The sequence below is a fragment of the Sphingobium sp. genome, assembly GCF_036170395.1.
Lineage (GTDB): Bacteria > Pseudomonadota > Alphaproteobacteria > Sphingomonadales > Sphingomonadaceae > Sphingobium.
The window spans coordinates 1-21,457 of record NZ_JAVHPD010000018.1 but is presented as its reverse complement, the minus strand read 5'-3'; the positions used below and the strand labels follow the sequence as shown (position 1 = coordinate 21,457).

Sequence of the window (21,457 nt, the reverse complement as noted above, 5' to 3'; positions counted from 1 at the left end):
TCCTTTAATCGGATACACGTCCGCTATCAACCATCTCCGTCATGCCAGCGAAGGCTGGCATCTCTCTTCTTGCGGGGCGCTTGAAGAAAAGCGAGATCCCAGCCTACGCTGGGATGACGGCCGGGCGGAACCGCTTCCCCCCCCTCAATCCCCATTCCCTCCGCCGCGTCGTCGTCTTACACGCATATCATGCGCGCCATCCATCATATCGCTCTCATCTGCTCCGACTATGCGCGGTCCCGTGCCTTTTATCGCGACATACTCGGGCTACCCATGATCCGGGAGGTCTGGCGGGCGGAGCGGCGGTCGTGGAAGTGCGATCTCGATGCGGGCAATGCGCAGATCGAGCTGTTCTCCTTCCCCGCGCCGCCGCCGCGGCCCAGCCGCCCCGAAGCGCAGGGGCTGCGCCATCTTGCCTTCACCGTGGACGATCTCGATGCCGAGGTCGCGCGGCTGGAGGCGGCGGGGGTGCCGTGCGAGCCGATCCGGGTGGACGAGCATACGGGGCAGCGCTTCACCTTCTTCGCCGACCCCGACGACCTGCCGCTGGAGCTGTATGAGGCGGCCAGGGGGTGATGTTCCTCGGGGCAGGTGATGGGAGGCGCGTGACTCCCATCGCGGGGTCAGTCGCGAAGGTGGAACTGGACCCCGGCCTTCGCCGGGGAACAAGAGGTTAGCGACGCATATTGGATGTGTTCACGCGACGGCTCTTCGTTGGAGCACGTTGATCGCTATTTCACGAACCGCTTGAAGAAGCTGTCTTCATTCCAATGCGGGCGGGCCGGCGCATTCGCCACGCGCAGCGTCACGGCGGTCACATAGGCGTTGAGCTTCGCGCTTTCCGCCGGCAGCACCGGCTGTTTGAGGTCGTCGAAGGGCGAGTGATAGATGTTGGCGCGCCATGCTTTTTCGGTTTCGGCTTCCGGCGTGCCGCCCTTGAACCCATATTTGAAGAAGAGCGCGGGGATGCCTTCGCGGATGAAGGCATATTGGTCGGAGCGGATGAAGACGTTGCGGTCGGGGAAGGGATCGGGGACGATCGGCAGGTTCATGGCCTGGCTCACCGCCGCCGCGTCCTGCCCCAGGCTGCTCTGGTCATAGCCTACCGGCGTCACGCTGGTCAGCGGGAAGATGGGGAGCGCCATGTCGAAATTGAGGTCGGCGACGATGCTCTTGCCCGGCACGGTCGGGCGGCGGGCGAAGTAGCGGGAGCCGAGCAGCCCCTTTTCTTCGGCCGTCACGATGGCGAAGAGGATCGAGCGTTTGGGCTTGACCTTGCCGGCCTTGAGGGCGCGGGCGATCTCCAGCAGGCTGGCGACGCCCGAGGAGTTGTCGAACGCGCCGTTGTAGATGGCGTCGCCCTTGATCGGCGTGCCGACGCCATAGCCGTCGAGATGGGCGGAGAGGACGACATATTCGGATTTGAGCTTGGGGTCGCTGCCGGGCATCACCGCGATGAGATTGGGGGAGGAGAGGTCGCGCCGGGTCGCGGCGACGCGCGCCTTCAGCCGCTGGGCGAGGGGGAAGCTGGCGACCGGGGCGGAGGCGTCGGCGGCGGCGGCGATGGCAGCGAAGTCGTTGCCCGACCCCTCGAACAGCAGCGCCGATTTGGCGGGATCGAGCTGCGCGCCGAGGAAGGGCGCCTGGGTTTCGCGCAGCGTGGCGTCGGCATAGTAGAGCGCCGGCGCGCTCGCCAGCGCGATGCGGCGGTCCCAGGGTATCTCGACCTGCTTGGGGGTCACCAGGCTGACGAGGCCGAGCGCGCCTTGCTCGGCCAGCCATTTCGCCCGTTCCGAGCGGGCATGGGATTTGAGCGCGCCGGAAATGCTCGCCGGGCCGCCCGAGACGACCACCACGATCTTGCCCTTGAGGTCGAGGCCGGCGAAATCGTCATGCCCCACTTCGGGGAGGTGGAGGCCGTAGCCGGCGAACACCATGGGCGCGTCGATCGCTTCGGGCACCGGCCCGCCGCCGCCGGAGAAGATGAGGTCGCCGGGGACGCTGAGCGCCTTTTCGCCCTGTGCGCCGACCAGCGCGGCGCTGCTGCGGTCGGACTGCACCACCTGCTCAACGAAGGCGACCGGCTGCTTGTAGCCGTCGATCCCGGCGGGCTTGAGCCCCAGTGCCTTCAGTTGCGCGATCACATAGTCGGCGGCGCGGTCATAGCCCGGCGTGCCGGTGCCGCGCCCCTCCATCGAATCGCCCGCCAGCGCTTCGACATGGGCCCACCAGCGCGCCCCATCCTCCTCAAGTGGAACAGCGAGTGAGACACCCGAAACGCATAGCAGCAGGGCGGGGGGGATCAGCGATAGGGGGCGCATGTGCGGGGCGAGTCCTTCCTGTTCAAGGGCGTAATCATGCCTTTCGTGGGAGAACGCACAAGGGGGCTTGGAACCGCCACGAAGATTGCGTATTAGTCGAGCAATACAGTTGTAGGAGATTGTGATGCGCCAAGCCCTTCTTCCCGCCACCTTGCCCGCTACCTTGATCGCCGCGCTGGCGCTCGTTCCAGCCGCCTGTTCGCGCGAGGCGAGCGGGGGCGGGACCGCGGTCGAGACACCCGCCAATCCCGCCGACTGGGCAGGTCTCAAGGGCTTCACGGCGGTCGAGGTGACGGGGCCGGACAATGTCATCGTGACGCGCGGCGACTTCGCGGTGACGGTGGAGGGTGACCGCAAGGCGATTGACCGGCTGGAGATCAAACAGGATGGCGAGACGCTGGAGATCGGGCGCAAGAAGCGGCTGGGCATGAGTTGGAGCGAGGACAAGGGCGCGACCATCCGCGTGTCGCTGCCCGCGATCCGGTCGGTCGAGGCGACCGGATCGGGCGACATCAGCGTGGACCGCGCCGACGGCGGCCCGTTCGAGGCGGAACTGACCGGGTCGGGCAATCTGAGCATCGCAGCGGCGAGCGTCGCCGCGCTGAAGGCCGAACTCACCGGATCGGGAGACATGACGATCGCCGGGACGGCGCAGAGCATCGACCTGTCGCTCACCGGATCGGGCAATTTCGACGGGGGCGGCTTGCAGGCCGGCGGCGGCGAGGTGTCGCTGCTGGGATCGGGCGATGCCGGCTTTGCGTCGGACGGCGCGGTTGATATCAGCATATTGGGATCGGGCAATGTGAGCGTGAAGGGCAAGGCGCAGTGCAAGAAGAACATCATGGGTTCGGGCGAGGCGCGCTGCGCGCCGTAATTGCGGCGGCTGCGCTGCTGGCGGTCGCGCCCGCCGGGGCCGCGACGCGGGGCTACACCATCACCAGTTTCGACGCGGTGCGGATCGACGCGCCGGTCAGCGTGGTGCTGACCACCGGCACCGGCGCGTCAGCGCGCGCCGAAGGCGACCAGACCGCGCTCGACCGGCTGAAGGTCGATGTGTCGGGCCGACTGCTGATCGTCAGCGTGGAGCGCGGCCCGGCGGGCACGAAGAGCGCGGGCGCGGCGACTTTGCGCCTGTCCACCGCCATGATCGACCGGGTGGTGCTGACCGGCGGCGGATCGGTCGCGATCAATCGCCTCAAGGGCCAGCGCGGCGAAATCGCGCTCGGCGGCAATGGCGATGTCAGCGTGGCGGAGGTCGATCTCGACCGGATCGACGTGACGCTGACCGGCGGCGGGCGCGTGACGCTGGCGGGGCGCGCGAATATCGCCAACGCGCATGTGTCCGGCCCCGGCGCGCTCGCCGCCGAACCGTTGCGGGTGCGGCAGGCGACGCTGGGCAATAACGGCCCCGGCAGCATGGCGCTCACCGCCGATGTCACCGCGAAGATCGTCGCCAGCGGATCGGGCGATGTGACCGTAGCCGGCAAGGCCGCCTGCACGGTGAACAATCGCGGCACCGGGCGCGTGACGTGCAGCGGCGAGGCCTATTGAGGACGCGGCCCCGCATTCGGCGCCATCGCTCGGCCCTGCGTCGCGGATAGGGCAGGGGATGGGTTCCCGCCTGCGCGGGAATGACCATGTATCAAGACGTTCTACAAATCACGCCAGCCCCACTTCCTTCAGCGGCACGCTCGCATCGGCCAGCTGCGCCACGTCCAGCGCCGCGGCCGACAGCACATGCGCGCGTCCCTGCACATAATCCTTGACCGCATTGACGCAATCGAGCGCGATCAGCTTGCCGCCCTTCAGATAGACGACCGAAAAGCTGCGCGTTGCGGGATCGCCGCGCAGCACCGTCTGATCGAACCCCGTCGACAGCCCTACCGTCTGGAGCTTAAGATCATATTGGTTCGACCAGAACCAGGGCACCGCATCATAGGGCTCTTCCTTGCCCAATATGTGCGCCACGGCGGTCTTGGCCTGGTCGTTCGCATTCTGCACCGATTCGAGCCGCATCGTCGCGCCGCCGGCAAAGCGGTTGGCGTGCGCCGCGCAATCGCCGACCGCATAGATGTCGGGCAGGCTGGTGCGGCAATATTCGTCCACGTCCACGCCATTGCCGCCCGCCGCGCCCGCCGCGATCAGCGGCCCTGTCTCGGGGATGATGCCGATGCCCACGATCACCATGTCAGTCGCGATCCGCTCACCATCCTGCATCAGCACGGCGGTTGCCCGGCTGCCATCGGGGCCATCCGTCACCTCGATGCAGTCCATCCGCGCCCCGGTGCGCAGGTCAACGCCATGGGCGCGATGCTCCGCCTCGTAGAAGCGCGACAATTCCTCGCCCGCGACCCGCGCCAGCACCCGGTCGAGCGCTTCCAAGAGCACGACCTGCTTGCCGAATTTGGACAGCACCGCCGCTGCCTCCAGCCCGATATAGCCGCCGCCCACGATCGTCACATGGCTGATGCTGTTGAGCTGCGCCATCATGGCGTCGACATCGTCGCGCCGCCGCACGGCATGGACGTTGACCGCGTCCGCCCCGTTGCAAGTCAGCCGGCGCGGGCTGCCGCCGGTGCACCAGATGAGCCTGCCATAGCCGATCTCTTCCTCGCCCACGGTCACGAACTTGGCCGTCGGATCGACGCTCTTCACCCGCTTGCCCAGCAGCATGTCGATATTGCGCTCGGCCCAGAAGGCGGCGGGGCGAATGAGGATGCGCTCGAACGTCTTTTCGCCCGCGAAATATTCCTTCGACAGCGGCGGCCGCTCATAGGGCGGCTCCTTCTCGTCGCCGATCATGCCGACGCTGCCCGCAAAGCCCGCCTGCCGCAGCGCGATCGCCGCCTGCGCCCCCGCATGGCCCGCACCTACGATCAGAACGTCATAATAGCTCATTCCTGCCGATCCTCTCCAAACCAGACGCGCGCTGCTTGGCGGTTTTTAGGGGCGGGCGCAAGGCTCGCCGCTACAGCCGGGGCAGCAAAGCGGCTCTCGCCTCAGCGCTCGCGTCGAGCGTCGCGCTCAGCAGCGCGATCTGCGTCAGGCACTGCGTCCGATCGTCGCCGATATTGCGGAACGCATCGCTGACCTGGTCGATGCCAAGGCCGGATCGCTCCACCACCTGCGTCACGATCTCGCCCGGAATGGTGAAGCTGCCGCGCACATCGGGCGGGTTGGGATTGCCCGGCATGGCAAGGACCAGATCGGCGATCTCGGGGCGCAGCCTGTCGCGCTTGTCCGCTGGCACCAGCGACGTGTCGGCCAGTCCGCCCGTGCGGCTCATTTTCGTGCAGGCCCGCCAATGCGCCCCTTTCAGCAGCCGCGCCTCGCGCAGCCGATGGCGCTGCAACGCAACCAGCCTGTCTCCGCCGGCCTCGCGCGCCAGCAGCGCGTAGCGCTCGCGCATGATCGCTTCCATCGTGTCGATATATTGGGCGCGGGTCCGACCCAGGTCCAGCCCAACCCGCCAATTGCTCTCGAACAGCTGGTAGGCCAGAGGCGCGCGCGTCCGCAGCGCGTCGATCGTCATGTCTGGGCCAAGCGCCCGTCGCACCGCCGCGTCCATGTCCGCCTCGACATCGCCGAGGCCGCCGGGCACGCGCGGCGCGACGGCGGCGAGCGGCGTGCTCACGTCGCCGGCCTGGCTGATCTGCACCGGCGTCGATGGCTCGCTCGGATGATAGACGCTGGTTGCGATACGCGCGATCAGCTGCAACGCGAAGAAAGCGCCGATCGCCAACGTCCACCAGCGGATCGGCCGCTCATTATGCGCTTCCCACAGCGCGATGCGGTGCCAGTTCAGCCGCTGTTCGACTTCGGGATAGTCGCGCCGGATCGTGCCGATCAGTTCGTTGATCTTGTCGCCCTGCCACCAGAGCGCGCGCCCCTGGCCCACGCGCGTCGGCTTCGACAATTGTTTCCACGCGCCGTGCAGCGGATGGCCCTTCTGCTGGACGGCGTCCGCAAAGCGGTCGGACGCGAGCCGCCGGTTGATGAAATCGATCGCGCGCGGCGCGTCGATCTGCCCTTCGCGCGCGGTCCAGCCGAACAGCGCCGCCGCATGACCGAGCAGGGGATGCGATCGCGGCCAGGCCCCGGCGAGGATATGGGAGAGCCACTCCTCCAACCTGGCATGAAGGTCGATCGCGCCCTGCTGCGCGTCATTGTTCAGCCGGTCGATCAGCGCGATCCCCCGGTCGATCTCGTCGTCCCGCATCGGCTCGTCCTGCGATTCCGCCTCCGGGTCGGGATAGAGCAGGGCGTGGAGCGCATGGTCGGGGCGGCCCGGATCATGCTGTACTTCGGCATGGGGCGCGGTCACCGGGCTCCACCAGATCGGCCCCGCCTGCACGTCGCCGGCCTCGTCCTCCCCGGCCGGCCGGAGGTCCGGCGCGAGATCGGGGACGGACCATGGCGCTTCGATCGCCCGCTCGATCGACACGGCCCCCGCCTGCTCGAACGACAGAAGGGGCGGCCCCATCGGCGGCGTCGGGCAGGCCAGCACCACCTCTATGGCGGGCGAGGGCGCAGCCTCCGCCGGATCGGCCGCATCGGTCGCTGCGTCGGCCTCCGCCAGCGCCAGGTCGCGCGCCGCGCGCAGGGCGGCGAACCCGTCCCGGTCGGCGTCGGGATCGATCGCCTTCAGCCGCGCCGCATAGGCGCTGCGGATCGCGCGCTTGTCGTCGGTCGGCGCAAGGCCCAGCAACCGCCATGCCGCTGCCGGGGTCACAGCCCATAATCCTGTTCAATGAGGTCGAGATTGTGCAGCAGCAGCCGGCGCTCCTCCACGATCAACCGGTGATCCTGCGTCGTCAGCACCGATTCAAAGCGCGTGATCCACTGGCCGATCGCCTCGCGCCGCTCGCCGATAAAGGCCTCATAGGCCTTGCGGGCGCGGCTCAGGGCAGCAACATTCTCCATCGCCTCGCGCGGGTGGAATTTCAGCGCGGCGAGCTTTGCCCGGCGCGCCTCGAAATCCTTGTCCGCCTTTTTGTCGCCTTCGTCCACGATCACGAGATTGCGGCTCTGCCCGGTCTCGGGCACCACGACATCGACCTCCAGCAGGCCGCTGCTGTCATAGCTGAACCGGCAATCGACCACCACCTCGCCGGCGGGGCGCGGCGGCACCGGGATGCTGATCGACCCCAGCAGCACGTTGGACGCCACATCGCGCGATTCGCCCTGATAGATGCCGAATTCGATATGGCGCTGATTGTCGCCCAGCGTGCGATAGCTTTCGACCCGGCTGACCGGGATCGGCGTGTTACGCTCGATGATCGGCGAAAACAGGCCGTGATGCAGATTGCCGCGCCCGTCCCGCTCGCTGTGGTTCACCCCCAGGGTGAAGGGGCACACATCGGTCAGCCGGATTTCGTCCAGCGCCGCGTCGCGCGCGAGCAGCCCGGCCTGCACCGCCGCGCCGAGCGCTACGGCATGGTCGGGATGGACGCTGCTGTTGGGAAAGCGCCCGAACATGCGCGTAATCGCCCGGCGGACGATCGGCATCCGCGTCGCGCCGCCGACCAGCACGACCTCGCTCAGCGTCTTGACGTCGATGTCGGAGTCGCGCAGCGACCGCAGCACCGGATCGCGCAGCCGCGTCACCAGCGCCTGCGCCTGTTCCTCGAACGCGCGCGCGGTGATCGTCGCGCGGCGCTGCTCGCCGCCCACCGTCAGGACGAAGGGGGCCTCGTCCGCCACCGACAGCGCCCGCTTCGTCTGCTCGGCCGCCGTGCGCAGCCGCGCCTCGACCAGATGCGGCGCGTCCTGCGCCAGCTGTCCTTCGGGATCGACCAGCGGCCGCGCCATGGCGACCAGGCAGTCGTTGAAATCGTCGCCGCCCAGATGATTGTCACCGGCGGATGCGCGCACCTCGACAATCCCGTCGAACATCTCGACGATCGACACGTCGAACGTGCCGCCGCCTAGGTCGAACACCAGAAAAGGCTCATGCTCGGCGCGCGAATGGACGCCGAAGGCAAGCGCGGCGGCGGTCGGCTCGTTGATGAGCCGCCGCACCACCAGCCCCGCCAGTTCGCCCGCCTGCCGCGTCGCCTTGCGCTGCCGGTCGTTGAAATAGGCCGGCACGGTGATGACGGCATCGGTGACGGGTTCGCCGCAAAAGGCTTCGGCATCGGCCTTGATCGCGCGCAGCACGAAGGCGGAAAGTTCCTCGGGGCTGTAGCTGTGCCGCCCCATCTGTGCGCGGCGCTGCGTGCCCATATAGCGTTTGAAGCTGGCGACGGTGCGGTCGGGATCGGTGGTCTGCCGGTCGCGCGCCGCCGCCCCGACATGGATCGTCCCGTCCTCGTCGACGCTCACCACCGACGGCGTCAGCCATTCGCCGAGCGCATTGGGCACCAACTGAGGCGCGCCCTCGCGCCAGATCGCCGCCGCGCTGTTCGTCGTTCCCAAATCGATTCCGAGAATCATTCGTCCCCCCGCGCGGCAGATTTACGCAGCCTGCCCGCAAATGCCACAACCCATTGTCCCCGGACGCGCCCTGACCGCCCGCCGTTGCAACCCGGCCTCACTCTGCGCTAGGCGGCGAGCCGGATCGAGCGAGCGGGGACGCATGGAAAGCTGCACATTGACCCTTCAGTGCGATGACAGGCCCGGCCTCGTCGCGGCGGTGGCGGGCTGTCTCGCGGCGCAGGGCGGCAACATCGTCGAAGCGGCGCAATATAATGACCGGGAAAGCGACCGCTTCTTCATGCGGGTCGAATTCGACATTCCTTCCGAACGGCATCTGCTCGACCTGTGCGACAGTTTCGGCACGGTCGCGCGGCCGGCGGCGATGCAGTGGAAGATCCGCCGCAATGCCCGTCTGCCCAAAGTCCTGCTGCTGGTCAGCAAGTTCGACCATTGCCTCGGCGACCTGCTCTACCGCAACCGCATCGGCGAACTCGACATGGAGATTGTCGGCATCATCGGCAATCATCCCGCCGACGCCCTGTCGGTCTCGGTGCCGAGCGACATCCCTTACCATCACCTGCCCGTCACCCCCGAGACGAAACCCGCGCAGGAAGCGCGCATCAAGGCGCTGGTGAGCGAAAGCGGCGCGGAACTGGTCGTCCTTGCCCGCTATATGCAGATATTGTCGGACGATCTCGCCGCCTTCCTCGCCGGCCGCTGCATCAACATCCATCACAGCTTCCTGCCCGGCTTCAAGGGCGCGCGGCCCTATCACCAGGCGCACCGGCGCGGGGTGAAGATGATCGGCGCGACCGCCCATTATGTCACCGCCGACCTCGATGAAGGGCCGATCATCCATCAGGATGTCGAGCCGGTCAGCCACGCCGATTCGCCCGAGGACATGGTGCGCAAGGGGCGCGACATCGAACGGCGGGTGCTGGCCGAAGCGGTGCGGCTCCACCTTCAGGACCGGGTGCTGCTCAATGGCGAACGGACCGTGATCTTTCGCAGCTAAAGCGTTCAGCCGTTCCGCCACGCCGCCAGCGCCGTGTCATAGGCGCGCCGCGCCTTCGCCACCGCCGCTTCCAGCCGCGCCTCTTCGCGTTCGCCCTCCCGCCGCAGCTTCGCGATCTCGGCGGCGATCCGGGCGCGCTCGGCCTCCAGCCGGTCGATCGCGTCCTTCTGCGCCACCTGCCAGTCGGTCAGGGCGCGCTCCGCATCGCCGAGGGCATCCCGTTTGGGTCGCGGCGGGGCAGGGGCCTTGGTCTTGGCCGCCGACCGCGCCTTGGCCGGGCGGGCAGGGGGCTCGGCGGAGGCGAGATGCTCGCTCATGCTGCCCCGCGCGCGTTTTACAACCACACCCGGTTTAGCGAGCGGCTCCTCCATCAGCGCGGGGTCGGTCACCTCTTCCGCCGCGCCGCGCGCGAACAGATTGGCGTCCGCGCCCCAGGCTTTCAGCGCCGCCTTCTGGCTGGGCGCGGCGACATAGGCGTCGTGAAAGCCGATCGGGGTGCAATAGACTTTGAGCTTCGCGGCCATGGCCTTTCCTTCCGCCCCTTCTACGCATGACGCGCCGATCGGTGGCGGCGCGTGGAACCATGGCGGCGCTTGGCGCTTCCATGCCTATTCAGCCGACGAGGAGGACTGACATGGCAAAACAGGAATTTACCGACGCGATCGCGCTGCTGAAGGCCGATCATCGCGAGGTCGAGGATTTGTTCGAGACATTCGAATCCGCCAAGGGCGCGAGCCGCAAGCAGGACATCGCCCGCAAGATCTGCCTCGAACTCAAGATCCACACGATGATCGAGGAAGAGATCTTCTACCCGGCCTTCCGCGGCAAGATCGAGGACGACACGCTCGATGAAGCCTATGTCGAGCATGACGGCGCGAAGCTGCTGGTCAACGACATCGAGGCCGGATCGCCCGATGACGATTTCTACGACGCCAAGGTCAAGGTGCTGTCCGAAGAGATCAAGCACCATGTCCATGAGGAGGAAGCGCAGAAGGAGGGCATGTTCGCCCAATGCCGCAAGACTGACGTCGATCTTGTGGCGCTGCGCGACGCGATGCTTGCCCGGAAGGAGGAACTGATGGCCCAGGCGAAGGCGCAAGGCCTGCCCCCCGCGCAGCCCCGCGCGGTGAACCCGATCCCCGCCTGAAAACCGCGCCCGGCCGCGGCGACTTGAAAAAGCGGGCGGCCGGGCGCATATGGGGTCTGCCGGGTTCGCCCGGCTATGGTGATAAATTGTGTCGCATAATAGGCGCAGCGGACCCGGGGGCAGTACCCGGCGGCTCCACCACAAAGGCCCTTTTGGGGGCTTTCTGACGGGGCCGAACTAGGATCGACGTGTGTTGAAAGGCGATATTTTCACCCGGCCCGTGTAAGCCGTTAAACTGTGCAAAACTCACAAGTGCCAACGATAACGAAGCACTCGCCATTGCAGCGTGAATGAGGGCCTAACGGCCTGAACTCACTCTAAAATAGCGCGGTTGAACCCACCGGGCAACAGAAGGGAATTCAGCGGTACGGGAGGCACCGGGCAACAGAAGCCTCCCACTTTCTCCCCCGTTCGGTCTGTCGCCCGCGCCGCTGCGCCAGTGCTGCCGCCTGGGCGAATCGGTTGGCTCCGACCTGTCATTTCAGTTACACTTTGATGACAGTTTCTGTCTTATGACGTAAACCACTGAAAAAAATGGGATATATTTTCAGATCGGCCATGTTCGGCTATCTTGCGCCTATGTCACGCAAATGAAATACTTCTAGCTATAGTAGGAAGTTTTTTCAGGAGAAAATGGATGCGCGCGATGGGTGCGATGGCTCTGGTGCTGGCTCTCATGGCGCCCTGCGTCGCGCAGGCGGAGCCGGACGCACAGGATCTGGTGGTGGTCGCAGGCCCGGAAGGCAGCCTCGCGGCCAAGGCGCTCACCAGCGGCAATTTCGAAGCTGCGCGTCGCCGGCTCGAACCGATGCCTGTCTATGGCGAAAATGACCCCGCCCGGCTCATCAACCTCGGCAATGCCTATGCCGGGCTCGGCCGGATGGACCAGGCGCGCCAAGCCTATCGCGCCGCGCGCTTCGCGCCTGAAATCGTGCTGGTCCTCGCGAACGGCGACGAACAATCCTCGCGCGCCGTCGCCACCCGCGCGCTCGGCCGCCTCAACCCCGCTTACGCGATGCGCTGAGTTCGCTACCGGACCGGCGCAGGGAGGGGAGGGCGCCGCCCGGCAAGGACGGCGCCCTTCGCGTATCTGGCGCACGTCCAAAGCAAAACGGCCGGGTCGCCCCGGCCGTTCGCATTTTCGGTCGGCAGCCCGGCCGATCAGAAGGCGACCGTCAGCGACGCCGCGATCGTCGTGCCGATCTTGTAGCGGTTATAATAGACCTTGGTGTCGCCGGCCTGCTGATATTCCTGGAACTTGCGCCCCGTGATGTTGCGCGCCTCGAACTTCAGCTCGCTGTTGATCCCGCCCGGCAGGGTGATGCCCTGGCGCGCGACGAAGTCCAGCGTGATGCCCGGCACTTCCTTGATGTCGGGTTGCAGGTTGGGGCCGCGGCTGGTGACGCGCGGGCTGGCATAGGTCAGCAGCAGCGTCTGCTGCGACAGCTTGTCGGTGTCCTCCAGGCCGATCTGGACGTTGACCAGATGGTCCGACTGGCCCGTCAGCGGCACGCCATCCAGGAAATAGTCCGACGCGGCCGGCAGGTCGCCGGTGGTGTAGGTATAGGGGATGGTGGTGTCGCCTTCGCTGACCTTCAGCTTGGACTGGGTATAGGTATAGTTGCCGATCAGCGCGATCCGGCGGCTCTGGAAGAAGGGCGAGTCCCACCCGTCGAGCGGCACATATTTCTGCGCCTCCAGCTCGAAGCCATAGAGCGTGGCTTCGGGCGCGTTCGCGAAGCTGGTCGTCACCGCATAGGTGTCGGTGATGGTGGTGAAGGTCTCGATCGGATTCTCGATCTTCTTGTAGAAGGCGGCGCCCGTGATCCGCTCTTCCCGGCCCAGATACCATTCCGCGCGGATGTCCGCATTCCACAGCTGGCTGTCCTTCAGGAACGGATTGCCGCGATAGAAGCGGTTGGAATCGGTGTCGAGGAACGGCTGGGCGATCAGTTCGCGGAACTGCGGCCGCGCGATCGTCTTGGAGCCGCTCGCGCGGAACTGGAGCTTGGGCGACGCTTCGAACGTCACCGTCACGGCGGGCAGCCAATAATCCTTCTTGATCTGGTTGAACGGCGTGACGCCGGTATTGTAGACGTCGACGCCCGTCACCGACTGGTCGCCCTTCTCGTAGCGGACGCCGGCATTGATCGTCAGCCCCGGCACGACTTCGGCCTGCACCTGCCCATAGCCGGCATGGACCTTGAGCGCGGCGTCATAGACCGGATAATTGCCCGAAAATTCGAGCAGGCTGATGTCATAATATTGGATCGACAGGTCCGACAGCAGATAGTCGGGCCGCAACTGCTGCACCGGCACCGGCAGGTTGGTGGCGTCGAAATGCAGCTCGTAGCGCGACGAGGTGCGCTTCGTGTCGCTATAGGCATAGCCGGCGGTCAACGTCACGTCGGGCGAGAATTTGTAGCTGAGGTCGATGCCGCCCGACCACAGATCCTCGCTCAGGTCGCTGAAGGTGATCGCCGCGTCGCCGCGCTGGCGGTTGAGCGCGTTGATGAAGCGGTCGCCCACCGGATCGATCGCGGTGTCGACATTGGTGCGGACGTATTCGAAATCGCGTTCATAGGGCGCCTCGCGCTGCGAATTGGCATAGCCGCCGCGCATGTCGATGCTGAGCGAATCGCCGATCTTGAATTCGCCGACCAATTGCGTGTTGATGAGCTGCCGCTCATACCAGGCGGTGCTCTGGGTCATATAGTCCGCGCCCTGGATCTGGCCGTCGTTGCGGCCGACCGCCAGCGCGCTGCGCTTCAGCGTGTCGCGGATATAGAGGTTGGTCCAGCGCAGCTTCTGCTCGCCCAGTTCCAGGCCAAAGCCCAGCAGGCCGTTCACCGTCACCTGATTGTCGGTCGCGACCTGCTGATAGCTCTTGCCCGCGCCCTGTTCGACATCGAGCGAGGCTTGCTGGAGATTGTCGCGCGTGCGCCACTTGTTGCTGTAGGACGCGGTGGCGATCACCCCCAGCCGCCCGTCGCTGCCCACGTCGAACGCGGTGCCGGCGTTGAGCGAGCCGGAAAAGTTGAACGGCAGGCTGTTGGTCCGCTGCACCACCGACGTATTGCTGTTCTCGAAGCTCATCCCGATCGCGCGCAGGTCGGCGCGCGGAATGTTGGAGAAGGGCGTGCCGCTGTTGATCGCCTGCTTCAGCAGGCCCGGCACGTCGCGCGTGCCGTCGTCGAAGCCGGTCCAGTCCGACTTGCTGCCATAATGGGTATAGCCCAGTTGGCCCGAGCTTTCGGTGTTCGCCGAGCTGCCGAAGCCGATTTCGAGATAGGATTCGGTCGGGATCGCCTTGGTGGTGAGGTTGATGACGCCGCCGCCGAATTCGCCGGGGAAGTTGGCCGAATAGCTTTTCTGCACCAGCGTCGACGCGATCACGCTGGTCGGGAAGATGTCGAGCGGCACCACGCGCTTGAGCGGCTCTGGGCTGGGAAGCGGCGAACCGTTCAGCAGCGCCAGCGAATAGCGGTCGCCCAGGCCACGGACATAGACGAACCCGCCCGACACGACCGACAGGCCGGTCACGCGCTGCAGCGATCCGGCGATGTCGCCTTCGCCGGTGCGCTTGATGTCGGCGGCGGACAGGACGTTGACGACCTGCGGCGCGGACTGGGAGATGTTGGTGGTGCGACGCCCCGTGACGACGATGTCCGCGCCGGGGATCGACACGTCGACATTGCCCTGCGCGGCGGCGGCTTCGTCGGCGGCGCTCGGGGTAGTGGACATGCCGGCGTCGCCGGTCGCGCCCTGACCCGCGCCGGCGGTGCCGCCGGTGGAGGTGTCGGTGGTCTGCGCCGCCGCCATCGGGGCGATCAGCGCGGTGGAAATCAGGAGCAGGCGCGCCAGGCTGAGCGGCTTCGACATGCTATATGTCCCCCTTTTGGGAAAGTGCGTGCAAAGAAGGCGGGGAAGCGCCGGTGAAACGCTCCCCCGCCCCTGTTGAGGTCGTGGGTCCGATCAGGTGGTCGGAATGGCCGTGCAGGCCCGGCTGCCGGTGCCGAAATTCGCGGTCACCGAATTGCAGGTCCAGTTCGCATACCAGGTGTCGCTGCTGTCGCGCACCGCGCCGACATAGTTGGTCGTGGCGAAGTTGCTGTCGATCGTCTTGGGGTCCGTCGCCACCAGCGCGGTTTCGGTCGCGCCGTTGATGAACAGGCTGGTCAGCGACGGGGTGTAGCTGATGGTGCTGTTCGGGCCGGCCTCGAAGATCGACTTCACGACATCGGCGGTGACGCCGTTATTGCCCCGGTAGGGGGTGGCCGGCAGACACTGCATCGCGACCGAAATATAACGCGGCTTGCCCGCGTCCTGCAACGTGGTGTCGGCGTCGCGCACCGTGGTGGCGCTGTCGATGCGCAGGCAGGTCTGGGTCGGCGACACGATCAGGCCGTTGACCAGAGTCAGGTCCGCGCCGCCGCGCAGCAGCATCGCGGTCCCGTTGGACCCGTTGGTCGAACGGTTGATCCAGGTGAAGTTGGCGACCTTCACGAACTGGCGGGGCAGCGCGTCCTCGCCATTATTGCTGGCCGAGCCACCGTTGGAATCGGTTTCCAGGAAGCTGTCGCCGATATTATTGCCTTCGCGATGCGCGCCGATCACATATTGGATCGTGCCGCGATAGCCGACGTCGGTGTCGAGATTGTCGTCCTCATTGCCGGTCAGCACCAGATAGCGCGGATGGACCGAGCCGCCGAAGATTTCGATGCCGTCGTCCGAGCTGTTATGCACCTGGATATGGTCGAGCTGCGTGCCGGTGCCGACGCCCGAGGGGGTCAGGCCCTGAAGCTCGCTCGAACCCGACAGGACGAAGCCCGAATAGCGGATCTGGACATAGGACATGCGGCCCGAATTGTCGGCGTCGTTCGCCCCGCCATAGAGCGCGTTGCTCGCGCCTTCGGTGTCGCGCTCGCACGCCGTGGTGCCGGGGGCGGCCGCAGGGGCCTGGCAGTCCGTGATGCGCGCGCGGCCGAGCAGCACGACGCCGCCCCACTGGCCCGAAGACTGGTCGGTCGCGGTGCCGAGCACATTTTCGCGGCTGGTGAAGATGATCGGCTGGGTGGCGGTGCCGACGGCGTTGATCCGGTTGCCGCGGTTGACCGCCAGGAAGGTGTTGCCGGTGGCGGCGAAGACCACAACGCCGGGATCGATCGTCAGCGTGACGTTGGTGTTGGTGCTGGCCGCGCCCTGATCGGTGCCGACATCGACGCGGCCCGGCAGCGAGTAGATCACGCCGGCGACCTTGGCGATCGCGGTCGAGCTGTTGAAGCGCGCCGGGAAGCCGCAGTTGCGCCAGGTGTTGCCGCTGGCATCGGAAATCGTGCCGAGGTCGGTCAGCTGGTCGCTGCCGGCGATGGTGGGGCAATTCGCCGCCGGCGTCACCGTCGTCGGGGTGGGCGTCGGGGTCGGGGTCGGCGTGGGGGTCGGCGTCGGGGCGGGGATCACGACGGTGCCTTCGCCCGGCGAAGCGATGTCGTCCGCGCCGCAGGCCGACAGGCCCACGCAGGCGCAGCCCGCCATCAGGATCGTATGGATGCGGTTAATCTTGGCCATGTCGTCTCCGCTCCGGCCCGTGCCGGTATGGGGGGGAAGATGCAGAGCGCGGGGAATTGATTCGGATTTTCAGGCCCCTGTCGCCCTTGGCCGGGCAGGTAGGCTGCCTGCATGACAGGGATGTTCAGATACAGTGACACTATAGAGACAATAAAATGACATATTAATGACTGTGGCTGCGGTGCCACGCTATCGCCCGCGCTGCGGCCCAGCGCGCGATTTTCCTCTTGCGGCATAACGTGCTAGGCGAGTGCCGGGCGGGAAGGGAAAAGGCAAGGGAGCCGGTCCATGCAACCCGAAACAGAGCTGAAGCTCGACCTTGATGCCGATCGCGCGCGGCTGTTTCCCGACTGGCCGCTCCTCCCCGCGCCGCTGCGCATCGACTCGCTTCACGCTACCTATTTCGACACGCCGGACCGGCGGCTCGACGCGGCGGGGTTCAGCCTGCGCATCCGCCGCATCGGCCGCAAGCGCGTCCAGACCGTCAAGGCCAACGCCGCGCCCGCCGCCGGCCTGTTCGCGCGCGACGAATGGGAAATGCCAGTGCGCGGATCGACCCCGCTGCTCGACGATCGCACGCCCGTCGCAGCGTTGCTGGGCGATGCGGCGGCGACCCTCGCGCCCGTGTTCGATGTCGTGGTGCAGCGCCATGTCTGGCATGTCGTGGAAGGGGACGCGACGATCGAACTGGTGCTCGACCAGGGCGAGGTGCGCGCCGGCGATCGCGCGATGCCCGTGTGCGAGATCGAACTGGAGTTGCAGGCCGGCGCGCCCGCCGCGCTCTTCGCGTTCGCTCGCCGCATCGACGCCGATGTCGCGGTGCGGCCCGGCATGCTCACCAAGTCCGAACGCGGCCATCGCCTGCGCGACTCGCTGCCGCCCGCCTACAAGGCGGAACGGATCGCGCTCGATCCTGACGTCGCTCTCGGGGAGGCGTTCGCGCGCATCATGGCGAACTGCCTGCGCCATTACCGCCTCAATGAAGCGCTGCTGCTCGACGCCTATCATCCCGATGCGCTGCACCAGGTGCGGGTCGCCGTCCGCCGGATGCGCTCGGCGCTCGCCCTGTTCCGTCCGGCGCTCGATCGCGATGCGGCAGCGCCCATCGTCGCCGAACTGCGCTGGCTCGCCGCGACGCTGGGCGAAGCGCGCGACATCGACGTGCTGGTCGCCACGCTCGACCCCGGCGATCCCCGCCGCGCCCGCCTTGAAGCCGTGCAGCAGGAAGCGCATGAGCGCGTCCTCGCCTGGCTCCGCTCGGCCCGGCTGCGCGCGCTGCTGCTCGACCTTGTCGAATGGCTCGCGACCGGCCCGCTCCGCCCCGACCAGGCCGATCGACCGGCCGCGCCGCTCGCGGCCGCACGGCTGCGCAAGCTGCGTCGCCGCGTCGCGAAGGGCGGCCGGCGCCTCGAACGGCAGACCGACGAAGCGCGTCACGATGTCCGCAAGGCCGCCAAGAAACTGCGCTACGGCGCGGAATTTTTCGCCGGGCTGTTCGACCGCAAGCGGCAGCAGCGCCGCCGCAAGACCTTCCTCGCCGCGCTGGAGCGGTTGCAGGCGCAATTGGGCCAGCTCAACGACCGGGCAAGCGCGCCCGCGACCCTCGCCCGCTACGGTCTCGATCCCGCGCCGCCAGCGCCGGACGGCGCGGCGCTGGTCGAAGCCGCTGCGGATGCGCAGGCGATGTTCGCCGACACCCGCGCCTTCTGGCGCTAGGCCCAGGGGCGTTCGCGATACCATTTGGTGATGACATGCTTCACCCCGGCGCGTACCTTCATGCCGTGGTGGATGCTGGCCGGGTTGGGCTGTCCGTCCGCCTGCCGGTTGTTCCAGGCGAGCAGCTTGCCCGTTTCGGGCTGCACCATCTTGCCGATCTTGGTGAAGCGGGTCGCGCCGCCCGCCGCCGGTTCGTTGAGATAGACCATCAGCGTCCAGGTGCGGTTGCCCGCCGCCGCGCAGAAACGGGCATAGTCCGCCCCCTTGGGGTCGAAATAGTCGGTATGCGCCTTGAACTCCTGCCCGACCGCATAGCGCTGGCCCTGGATCGGTTCGCCATGCTCGGTGGCGATCCCGGCAAAGGCGTCCAGCTTCGCGTTGATCGCGGCCACCACCGGATCGTCATGGTCCAGGTCGCAGGTCTCGCTGGTGCGGAAATAGCTGTCGCCATTATCGTCCGCGATCGTCGATGGCCGGCGCTGCGCGTCGATTCGCGCGATCAGCGCCGCGCAGTCTTCGGCCGAGAGGAATCCGCGCTGGATGAACAAAGTCAGGTCGCGGCTCGGCGTGCGCTGGACGCGCGGATGCGCGCCGATCCAGGCGGGGTCGCCATCGGCGGCGGCCGGGGGCGTGGGGGTCATGCGATGATCCTGTCGCTGCTGGCCTGTGGTTGCTGGCCTTTGATTGCTGGGTAGTCGCGCCATGGCTAGCCCGCACGGCCGCAAAATCAAGCCGTCGCCGATGTCATATAAATGACATATCTATGTCATCTTTCTGTAAGACCTGATCCCTAGCAGGCGCGCAACAGGAACGGTCAGGGGGCTACCCGATATGCGAGTGCCGTTCGGCGACAGGCTTGGTGGATGGCGGCGCGGCGGCGATGCGGCGCGGCCGCCGATCAACTGGCTCGCCGTCCTCGAAAGGGCGCTGCTCATCCTTCTGGCGCTGTTGGTCGTGCGACTCGCCTGGGTGATCGTCACCCCGGTCGGCAGCTTCGGCCCGTGGGAAGGGCGGCAGGCGCAGCTTCTCTCCGCCTCCGCGCGTCAGGCTTTGTTCGCCAGCTTCGATCCCTTCTTCCGCGCGGATGCGCCGCAGCAGCCGGGCGGCGGCGTCGTCACCTCGCTGGCGCTCACCGTCTATGGCATCCGCCTCAACGAAGGCTCGGGGCTCGGTGCGGCGATCGTCGCCACGCCCGACGGGGTGCAGAACAGCTATGCCGTGGGGGACGAGATCATGCCCGGCGTGGTGCTGAAGGCCGTCGCCTTCGACCATATCGTCATCGATCGCGGCGGCGCGGAAGAGCAGGTCTTCCTCAACCAATCCACCCCCGCGCCGCAAGCCGCGCCTGCCGCCGCGCCGACCAGCGGGGCCGGGTGGCAGAGCGCCGCTCCGGTGCCCCCGCCGGCGACGGGCGCTGGCCCGACCGCCGATGACCTGAAGCGCGACATCGGCTTCGCCCCGCGCATGACCAATGGCCGGATCACCGGCCTTGTCGTCCAGTCGCGCGGTCCGGCCTTCGCCACCGCCGGCTTCCGCGCCGGCGATGTCGTGACGGCGGTCAACGGCCAGCCGGTCGGCGATCTTGCCGCCCTTCAGAACCAGATCGCGCCCGGCGCGCGCCTCTCCCTGACCGTGGAGCGCGGCGCATCCACCGCCTCGGTCAACCTCATAGTGCAAGGCCCATGACCCGCAAATTCCTCCTGACCGCCGCCATGGCCCTTGCCCTCGCGACCCCCGCCGCCGCGCAGCAGACGCTCAACGTCCGCGATGCCGACATCCGCGCCTTCATCCAGGATGCGGCGCGCGTCACCGGGCGCACCTTCATCATCGACAATCGGGTCCAGGGGAAGGTCTCGGTCGTCACCGACCGGCCGCTTTCCCGCTCCGAATATTTCGAGATTTTCCTCTCCACCCTGCGCGCCAACGGCCTCGTCGCCGTGCCAGCGCCGGGCGGGGCCTACCGCATCCAGCCGGTTGACGGCGCGGCGGGCCAGCCGGGCGGCGTCGGCCGCGCGACCAACCGCAACAGCTTCGTGACGGAGGTGTTCCGCCTCCGCTCGATCGACGCCGCCAGCGCGCTCGAAACGCTGCGCCCGCTCGTCAGCAAGGAAGGCTCGGTCACCGCCAACCGGGGCGGCAACAGCGTCGTCGTCGCCGACTATGCCGACAATGTCGCGCGCATCCGTCAGGTCATCGCCCGCATCGACCGCGACACCGCCGCGACCCAGATGGTCGCGCTCAAAAATGCCGGCGCGCGCGAGATCGCGACCTCGCTCCAGGCGCTGGTCGCCGGCGGCGGGGCAGGGGAGAATGCCCCGCCCGCCTCCGCCACCGTCGTCCCGATCGACAGCAGCAACAGCGTCGCCATCCGGGGCGACGCCGGCACCGTCGCGCGGCTCGCAGCCATGGCGCGCCAGCTCGACCAGCAGGCCGCGAGCGGCACGGAAATCCGCGTCTACTGGCTCGAACATGCCGACGCCGAAAAGCTGCTCCCCGTCCTCCAGCAACTCGTCGGCCAATCGACCAGCCAGCCCGTGACCTCGGACGCGGCCGCTCCAGCCAGGAGTGCCGCCCCGGCCTCTCAGGCGGCCGCCCCGGTCGTCGCAGCCTCCTCCTCCGCCAGCGCAAACGGCGGCATCTCCACGCGCGGCCCCGCCATCGTCACGCGGTATGAAGGCGCGAACGCGATCATCGTCGCCGCCAACAGCGACGTGCAGCGGATGCTCGGCGAAACCATCCGCCAGATCGACACGCGGCGCGAACAGGTGCTGGTCGAAGCGATCATCGTGGAGATCAGCGACGCCGCCGCCAAGAAACTGGGCGTTCAGCTCCTGATCGGCAGCACCTCGACCGGCTTTGCCGCCACCAACTACAGCAACGCCCAGCCCAATCTTCTTACCCTCGCCGGCGCCTACGCCGCCGATCGGCTCGGCACTACGACGACCACGGTGGTCGCGCCGGACGGCACCCGCACCACCACCGAAGTGCGCGAGAATGGCGACCTGGCGAACACGCTCCAGCAGGCGGCGGTCAGCAGCCTGCAAAGCGCCACCGGCGCTATCGCGGGGCTGGGCGGCAGCATCGGCAATAACGGTATTTTCGGCGCGATCATCAATGCGGTGAAATCCGACACGGAAAGCAATCTGCTCTCGACGCCTTCGGTCATGACGCTCGACAATCAGAAGGCGTCGATCCTGGTCGGCCAGCAGGTGCCGATCACCACCGGCGAGGCGCTGAGCCAGAATTTCGACAACCAGTTCCGCACCGTCCAGC

General features: G+C 67.2%; 17 protein-coding genes and 1 other RNA gene. 10 read left to right on the top strand and 8 right to left on the bottom strand.

Translation table 11 applies throughout. The features are described from left to right. Positions 1-189 precede the first annotated feature (189 nt). Positions 190-576 (top strand): SMU1112c/YaeR family gloxylase I-like metalloprotein, encoded by a 387-nt coding sequence (gene gloA2 / locus V2B31_RS06190; RefSeq protein ID WP_328276486.1) that lies wholly within the window; start codon positions 190-192, stop codon positions 574-576. Positions 577-731: 155 nt separating this feature from the next. Here the strand turns inward: gloA2 and V2B31_RS06185 are convergent, their stop codons facing one another. Next, the gene (locus tag V2B31_RS06185; protein ID WP_328276484.1) at positions 732-2,321 is read right to left on the bottom strand and encodes a M28 family metallopeptidase; all 1,590 of its coding nucleotides are present in this window, start codon (positions 2,319-2,321) and stop codon (positions 732-734) included. Positions 2,322-2,445: 124 nt separating this feature from the next. On the opposite strand from V2B31_RS06185, the gene V2B31_RS06180 reads away from it, so the two are divergent. Both V2B31_RS06180 and V2B31_RS06175 read left to right on the top strand, forming a co-directional pair. After that, on the top strand, positions 2,446-3,195 hold the full coding sequence (locus tag V2B31_RS06180) for a head GIN domain-containing protein (RefSeq protein ID WP_328276482.1): 750 nt from the start codon (positions 2,446-2,448) through the stop codon (positions 3,193-3,195). Further along, positions 3,147-3,872: a head GIN domain-containing protein gene (locus V2B31_RS06175; RefSeq protein ID WP_328276480.1), complete on the top strand. Its 726-nt coding sequence runs from the start codon at positions 3,147-3,149 to the stop codon at positions 3,870-3,872. The genes V2B31_RS06180 and V2B31_RS06175 overlap by 49 nt, the downstream gene beginning before the upstream one ends. A gap of 108 nt (positions 3,873-3,980) precedes the next feature. Here V2B31_RS06175 and V2B31_RS06170 read toward each other — a convergent pair whose 3' ends face one another. From V2B31_RS06170 to V2B31_RS06160, 3 genes are all read right to left on the bottom strand, one after another. Next, positions 3,981-5,219 (bottom strand): NAD(P)/FAD-dependent oxidoreductase, encoded by a 1,239-nt coding sequence (locus V2B31_RS06170; RefSeq protein WP_328276478.1) that lies wholly within the window; start codon positions 5,217-5,219, stop codon positions 3,981-3,983. Between the two features lie 70 nt (positions 5,220-5,289). Then, positions 5,290-7,053 carry a hypothetical protein gene (locus tag V2B31_RS06165; RefSeq protein ID WP_328276476.1) on the bottom strand — a complete coding sequence of 588 codons (1,764 nt, stop codon included), beginning with the start codon at positions 7,051-7,053 and terminating at the stop codon, positions 5,290-5,292. After that, on the bottom strand, positions 7,050-8,756 hold the full coding sequence (locus V2B31_RS06160) for an Hsp70 family protein (RefSeq protein WP_328276474.1): 1,707 nt from the start codon (positions 8,754-8,756) through the stop codon (positions 7,050-7,052). Before V2B31_RS06160 ends, V2B31_RS06165 begins: the two co-directional genes overlap by 4 nt. 142 nt (positions 8,757-8,898) lie before the next feature. Here V2B31_RS06160 and purU point away from each other — a divergent pair, with 142 nt between their 5' ends. Then, on the top strand, positions 8,899-9,753 hold the full coding sequence (purU, locus tag V2B31_RS06155; RefSeq protein ID WP_328276472.1) for a formyltetrahydrofolate deformylase: 855 nt from the start codon (positions 8,899-8,901) through the stop codon (positions 9,751-9,753). Positions 9,754-9,758: 5 nt separating this feature from the next. On the opposite strand, the gene V2B31_RS06150 is transcribed toward purU, so the two are convergent. After that, complete coding sequence (locus tag V2B31_RS06150) at positions 9,759-10,277, bottom strand: hypothetical protein (protein ID WP_328276470.1); 519 nt, start codon at positions 10,275-10,277, stop codon at positions 9,759-9,761. Positions 10,278-10,387: 110 nt separating this feature from the next. Here V2B31_RS06150 and V2B31_RS06145 point away from each other — a divergent pair, with 110 nt between their 5' ends. From V2B31_RS06145 to V2B31_RS06135, 3 genes are all read left to right on the top strand, one after another. Then, positions 10,388-10,900: a hemerythrin domain-containing protein gene (locus V2B31_RS06145; RefSeq protein ID WP_328276468.1), complete on the top strand. Its 513-nt coding sequence runs from the start codon at positions 10,388-10,390 to the stop codon at positions 10,898-10,900. A 19-nt stretch (positions 10,901-10,919) separates the two neighbouring features. Continuing rightward, positions 10,920-11,262: a transfer-messenger RNA gene (ssrA, locus tag V2B31_RS06140) on the top strand. 275 nt (positions 11,263-11,537) lie between these two features. Then, on the top strand, positions 11,538-11,924 hold the full coding sequence (locus tag V2B31_RS06135) for a tetratricopeptide repeat protein (RefSeq protein WP_328276466.1): 387 nt from the start codon (positions 11,538-11,540) through the stop codon (positions 11,922-11,924). 137 nt (positions 11,925-12,061) lie between these two features. Here V2B31_RS06135 and V2B31_RS06130 read toward each other — a convergent pair whose 3' ends face one another. Next, a complete protein-coding gene (locus V2B31_RS06130; protein WP_328276464.1) occupies positions 12,062-14,782 on the bottom strand; it encodes a TonB-dependent receptor domain-containing protein in 2,721 nt (906 codons plus the stop codon). A gap of 93 nt (positions 14,783-14,875) precedes the next feature. After that, positions 14,876-16,468: a hypothetical protein gene (locus tag V2B31_RS06125; protein ID WP_328276463.1), complete on the bottom strand. Its 1,593-nt coding sequence runs from the start codon at positions 16,466-16,468 to the stop codon at positions 14,876-14,878. 288 nt (positions 16,469-16,756) lie between these two features. On the opposite strand from V2B31_RS06125, the gene V2B31_RS06120 reads away from it, so the two are divergent. Beyond that, positions 16,757-18,184 (top strand): CYTH and CHAD domain-containing protein, encoded by a 1,428-nt coding sequence (locus tag V2B31_RS06120; protein ID WP_328276462.1) that lies wholly within the window; start codon positions 16,757-16,759, stop codon positions 18,182-18,184. Here the strand turns inward: V2B31_RS06120 and V2B31_RS06115 are convergent. Next, the gene (locus tag V2B31_RS06115; protein ID WP_328276459.1) at positions 18,181-18,825 is read right to left on the bottom strand and encodes a prolyl hydroxylase family protein; all 645 of its coding nucleotides are present in this window, start codon (positions 18,823-18,825) and stop codon (positions 18,181-18,183) included. The genes V2B31_RS06120 and V2B31_RS06115 overlap by 4 nt on opposite strands. A 190-nt stretch (positions 18,826-19,015) precedes the next feature. Between V2B31_RS06115 and V2B31_RS06110 the strand changes: the two genes are divergently transcribed. Beyond that, a complete protein-coding gene (locus tag V2B31_RS06110) occupies positions 19,016-19,870 on the top strand; it encodes a type II secretion system protein N (protein WP_328276458.1) in 855 nt (284 codons plus the stop codon). Then, positions 19,867-21,457 (top strand): type II secretion system secretin GspD (gspD, locus tag V2B31_RS06105; protein WP_328276457.1); only part of this gene is annotated, 1,591 nt, incomplete at its 3' end. The genes V2B31_RS06110 and gspD, both read left to right, overlap by 4 nt.

What these genes read in the sequence shown, in the direction of transcription:
- V2B31_RS06160 (WP_328276474.1), bottom strand. Translation starts at nt 8,756, where the DNA reads ATGATTCTCGGAATCGATTTGGGAACGACGAACAGCGCGGCGGCGATC.
- V2B31_RS06135 (WP_328276466.1), top strand. Translation starts at nt 11,538, where the DNA reads ATGCGCGCGATGGGTGCGATGGCTCTGGTGCTGGCTCTCATGGCGCCC.
- V2B31_RS06125 (WP_328276463.1), bottom strand. Translation starts at nt 16,468, where the DNA reads ATGGCCAAGATTAACCGCATCCATACGATCCTGATGGCGGGCTGCGCC.
- V2B31_RS06150 (WP_328276470.1), bottom strand. Translation starts at nt 10,277, where the DNA reads ATGGCCGCGAAGCTCAAAGTCTATTGCACCCCGATCGGCTTTCACGAC.
- V2B31_RS06180 (WP_328276482.1), top strand. Translation starts at nt 2,446, where the DNA reads ATGCGCCAAGCCCTTCTTCCCGCCACCTTGCCCGCTACCTTGATCGCC.
- V2B31_RS06115 (WP_328276459.1), bottom strand. Translation starts at nt 18,825, where the DNA reads ATGACCCCCACGCCCCCGGCCGCCGCCGATGGCGACCCCGCCTGGATC.
- V2B31_RS06130 (WP_328276464.1), bottom strand. Translation starts at nt 14,782, where the DNA reads ATGTCGAAGCCGCTCAGCCTGGCGCGCCTGCTCCTGATTTCCACCGCG.
- V2B31_RS06120 (WP_328276462.1), top strand. Translation starts at nt 16,757, where the DNA reads ATGCAACCCGAAACAGAGCTGAAGCTCGACCTTGATGCCGATCGCGCG.
- V2B31_RS06110 (WP_328276458.1), top strand. Translation starts at nt 19,016, where the DNA reads ATGCGAGTGCCGTTCGGCGACAGGCTTGGTGGATGGCGGCGCGGCGGC.
- gloA2 (WP_328276486.1), top strand. Translation starts at nt 190, where the DNA reads ATGCGCGCCATCCATCATATCGCTCTCATCTGCTCCGACTATGCGCGG.
- purU (WP_328276472.1), top strand. Translation starts at nt 8,899, where the DNA reads ATGGAAAGCTGCACATTGACCCTTCAGTGCGATGACAGGCCCGGCCTC.
- V2B31_RS06185 (WP_328276484.1), bottom strand. Translation starts at nt 2,321, where the DNA reads ATGCGCCCCCTATCGCTGATCCCCCCCGCCCTGCTGCTATGCGTTTCG.
- V2B31_RS06145 (WP_328276468.1), top strand. Translation starts at nt 10,388, where the DNA reads ATGGCAAAACAGGAATTTACCGACGCGATCGCGCTGCTGAAGGCCGAT.
- V2B31_RS06170 (WP_328276478.1), bottom strand. Translation starts at nt 5,219, where the DNA reads ATGAGCTATTATGACGTTCTGATCGTAGGTGCGGGCCATGCGGGGGCG.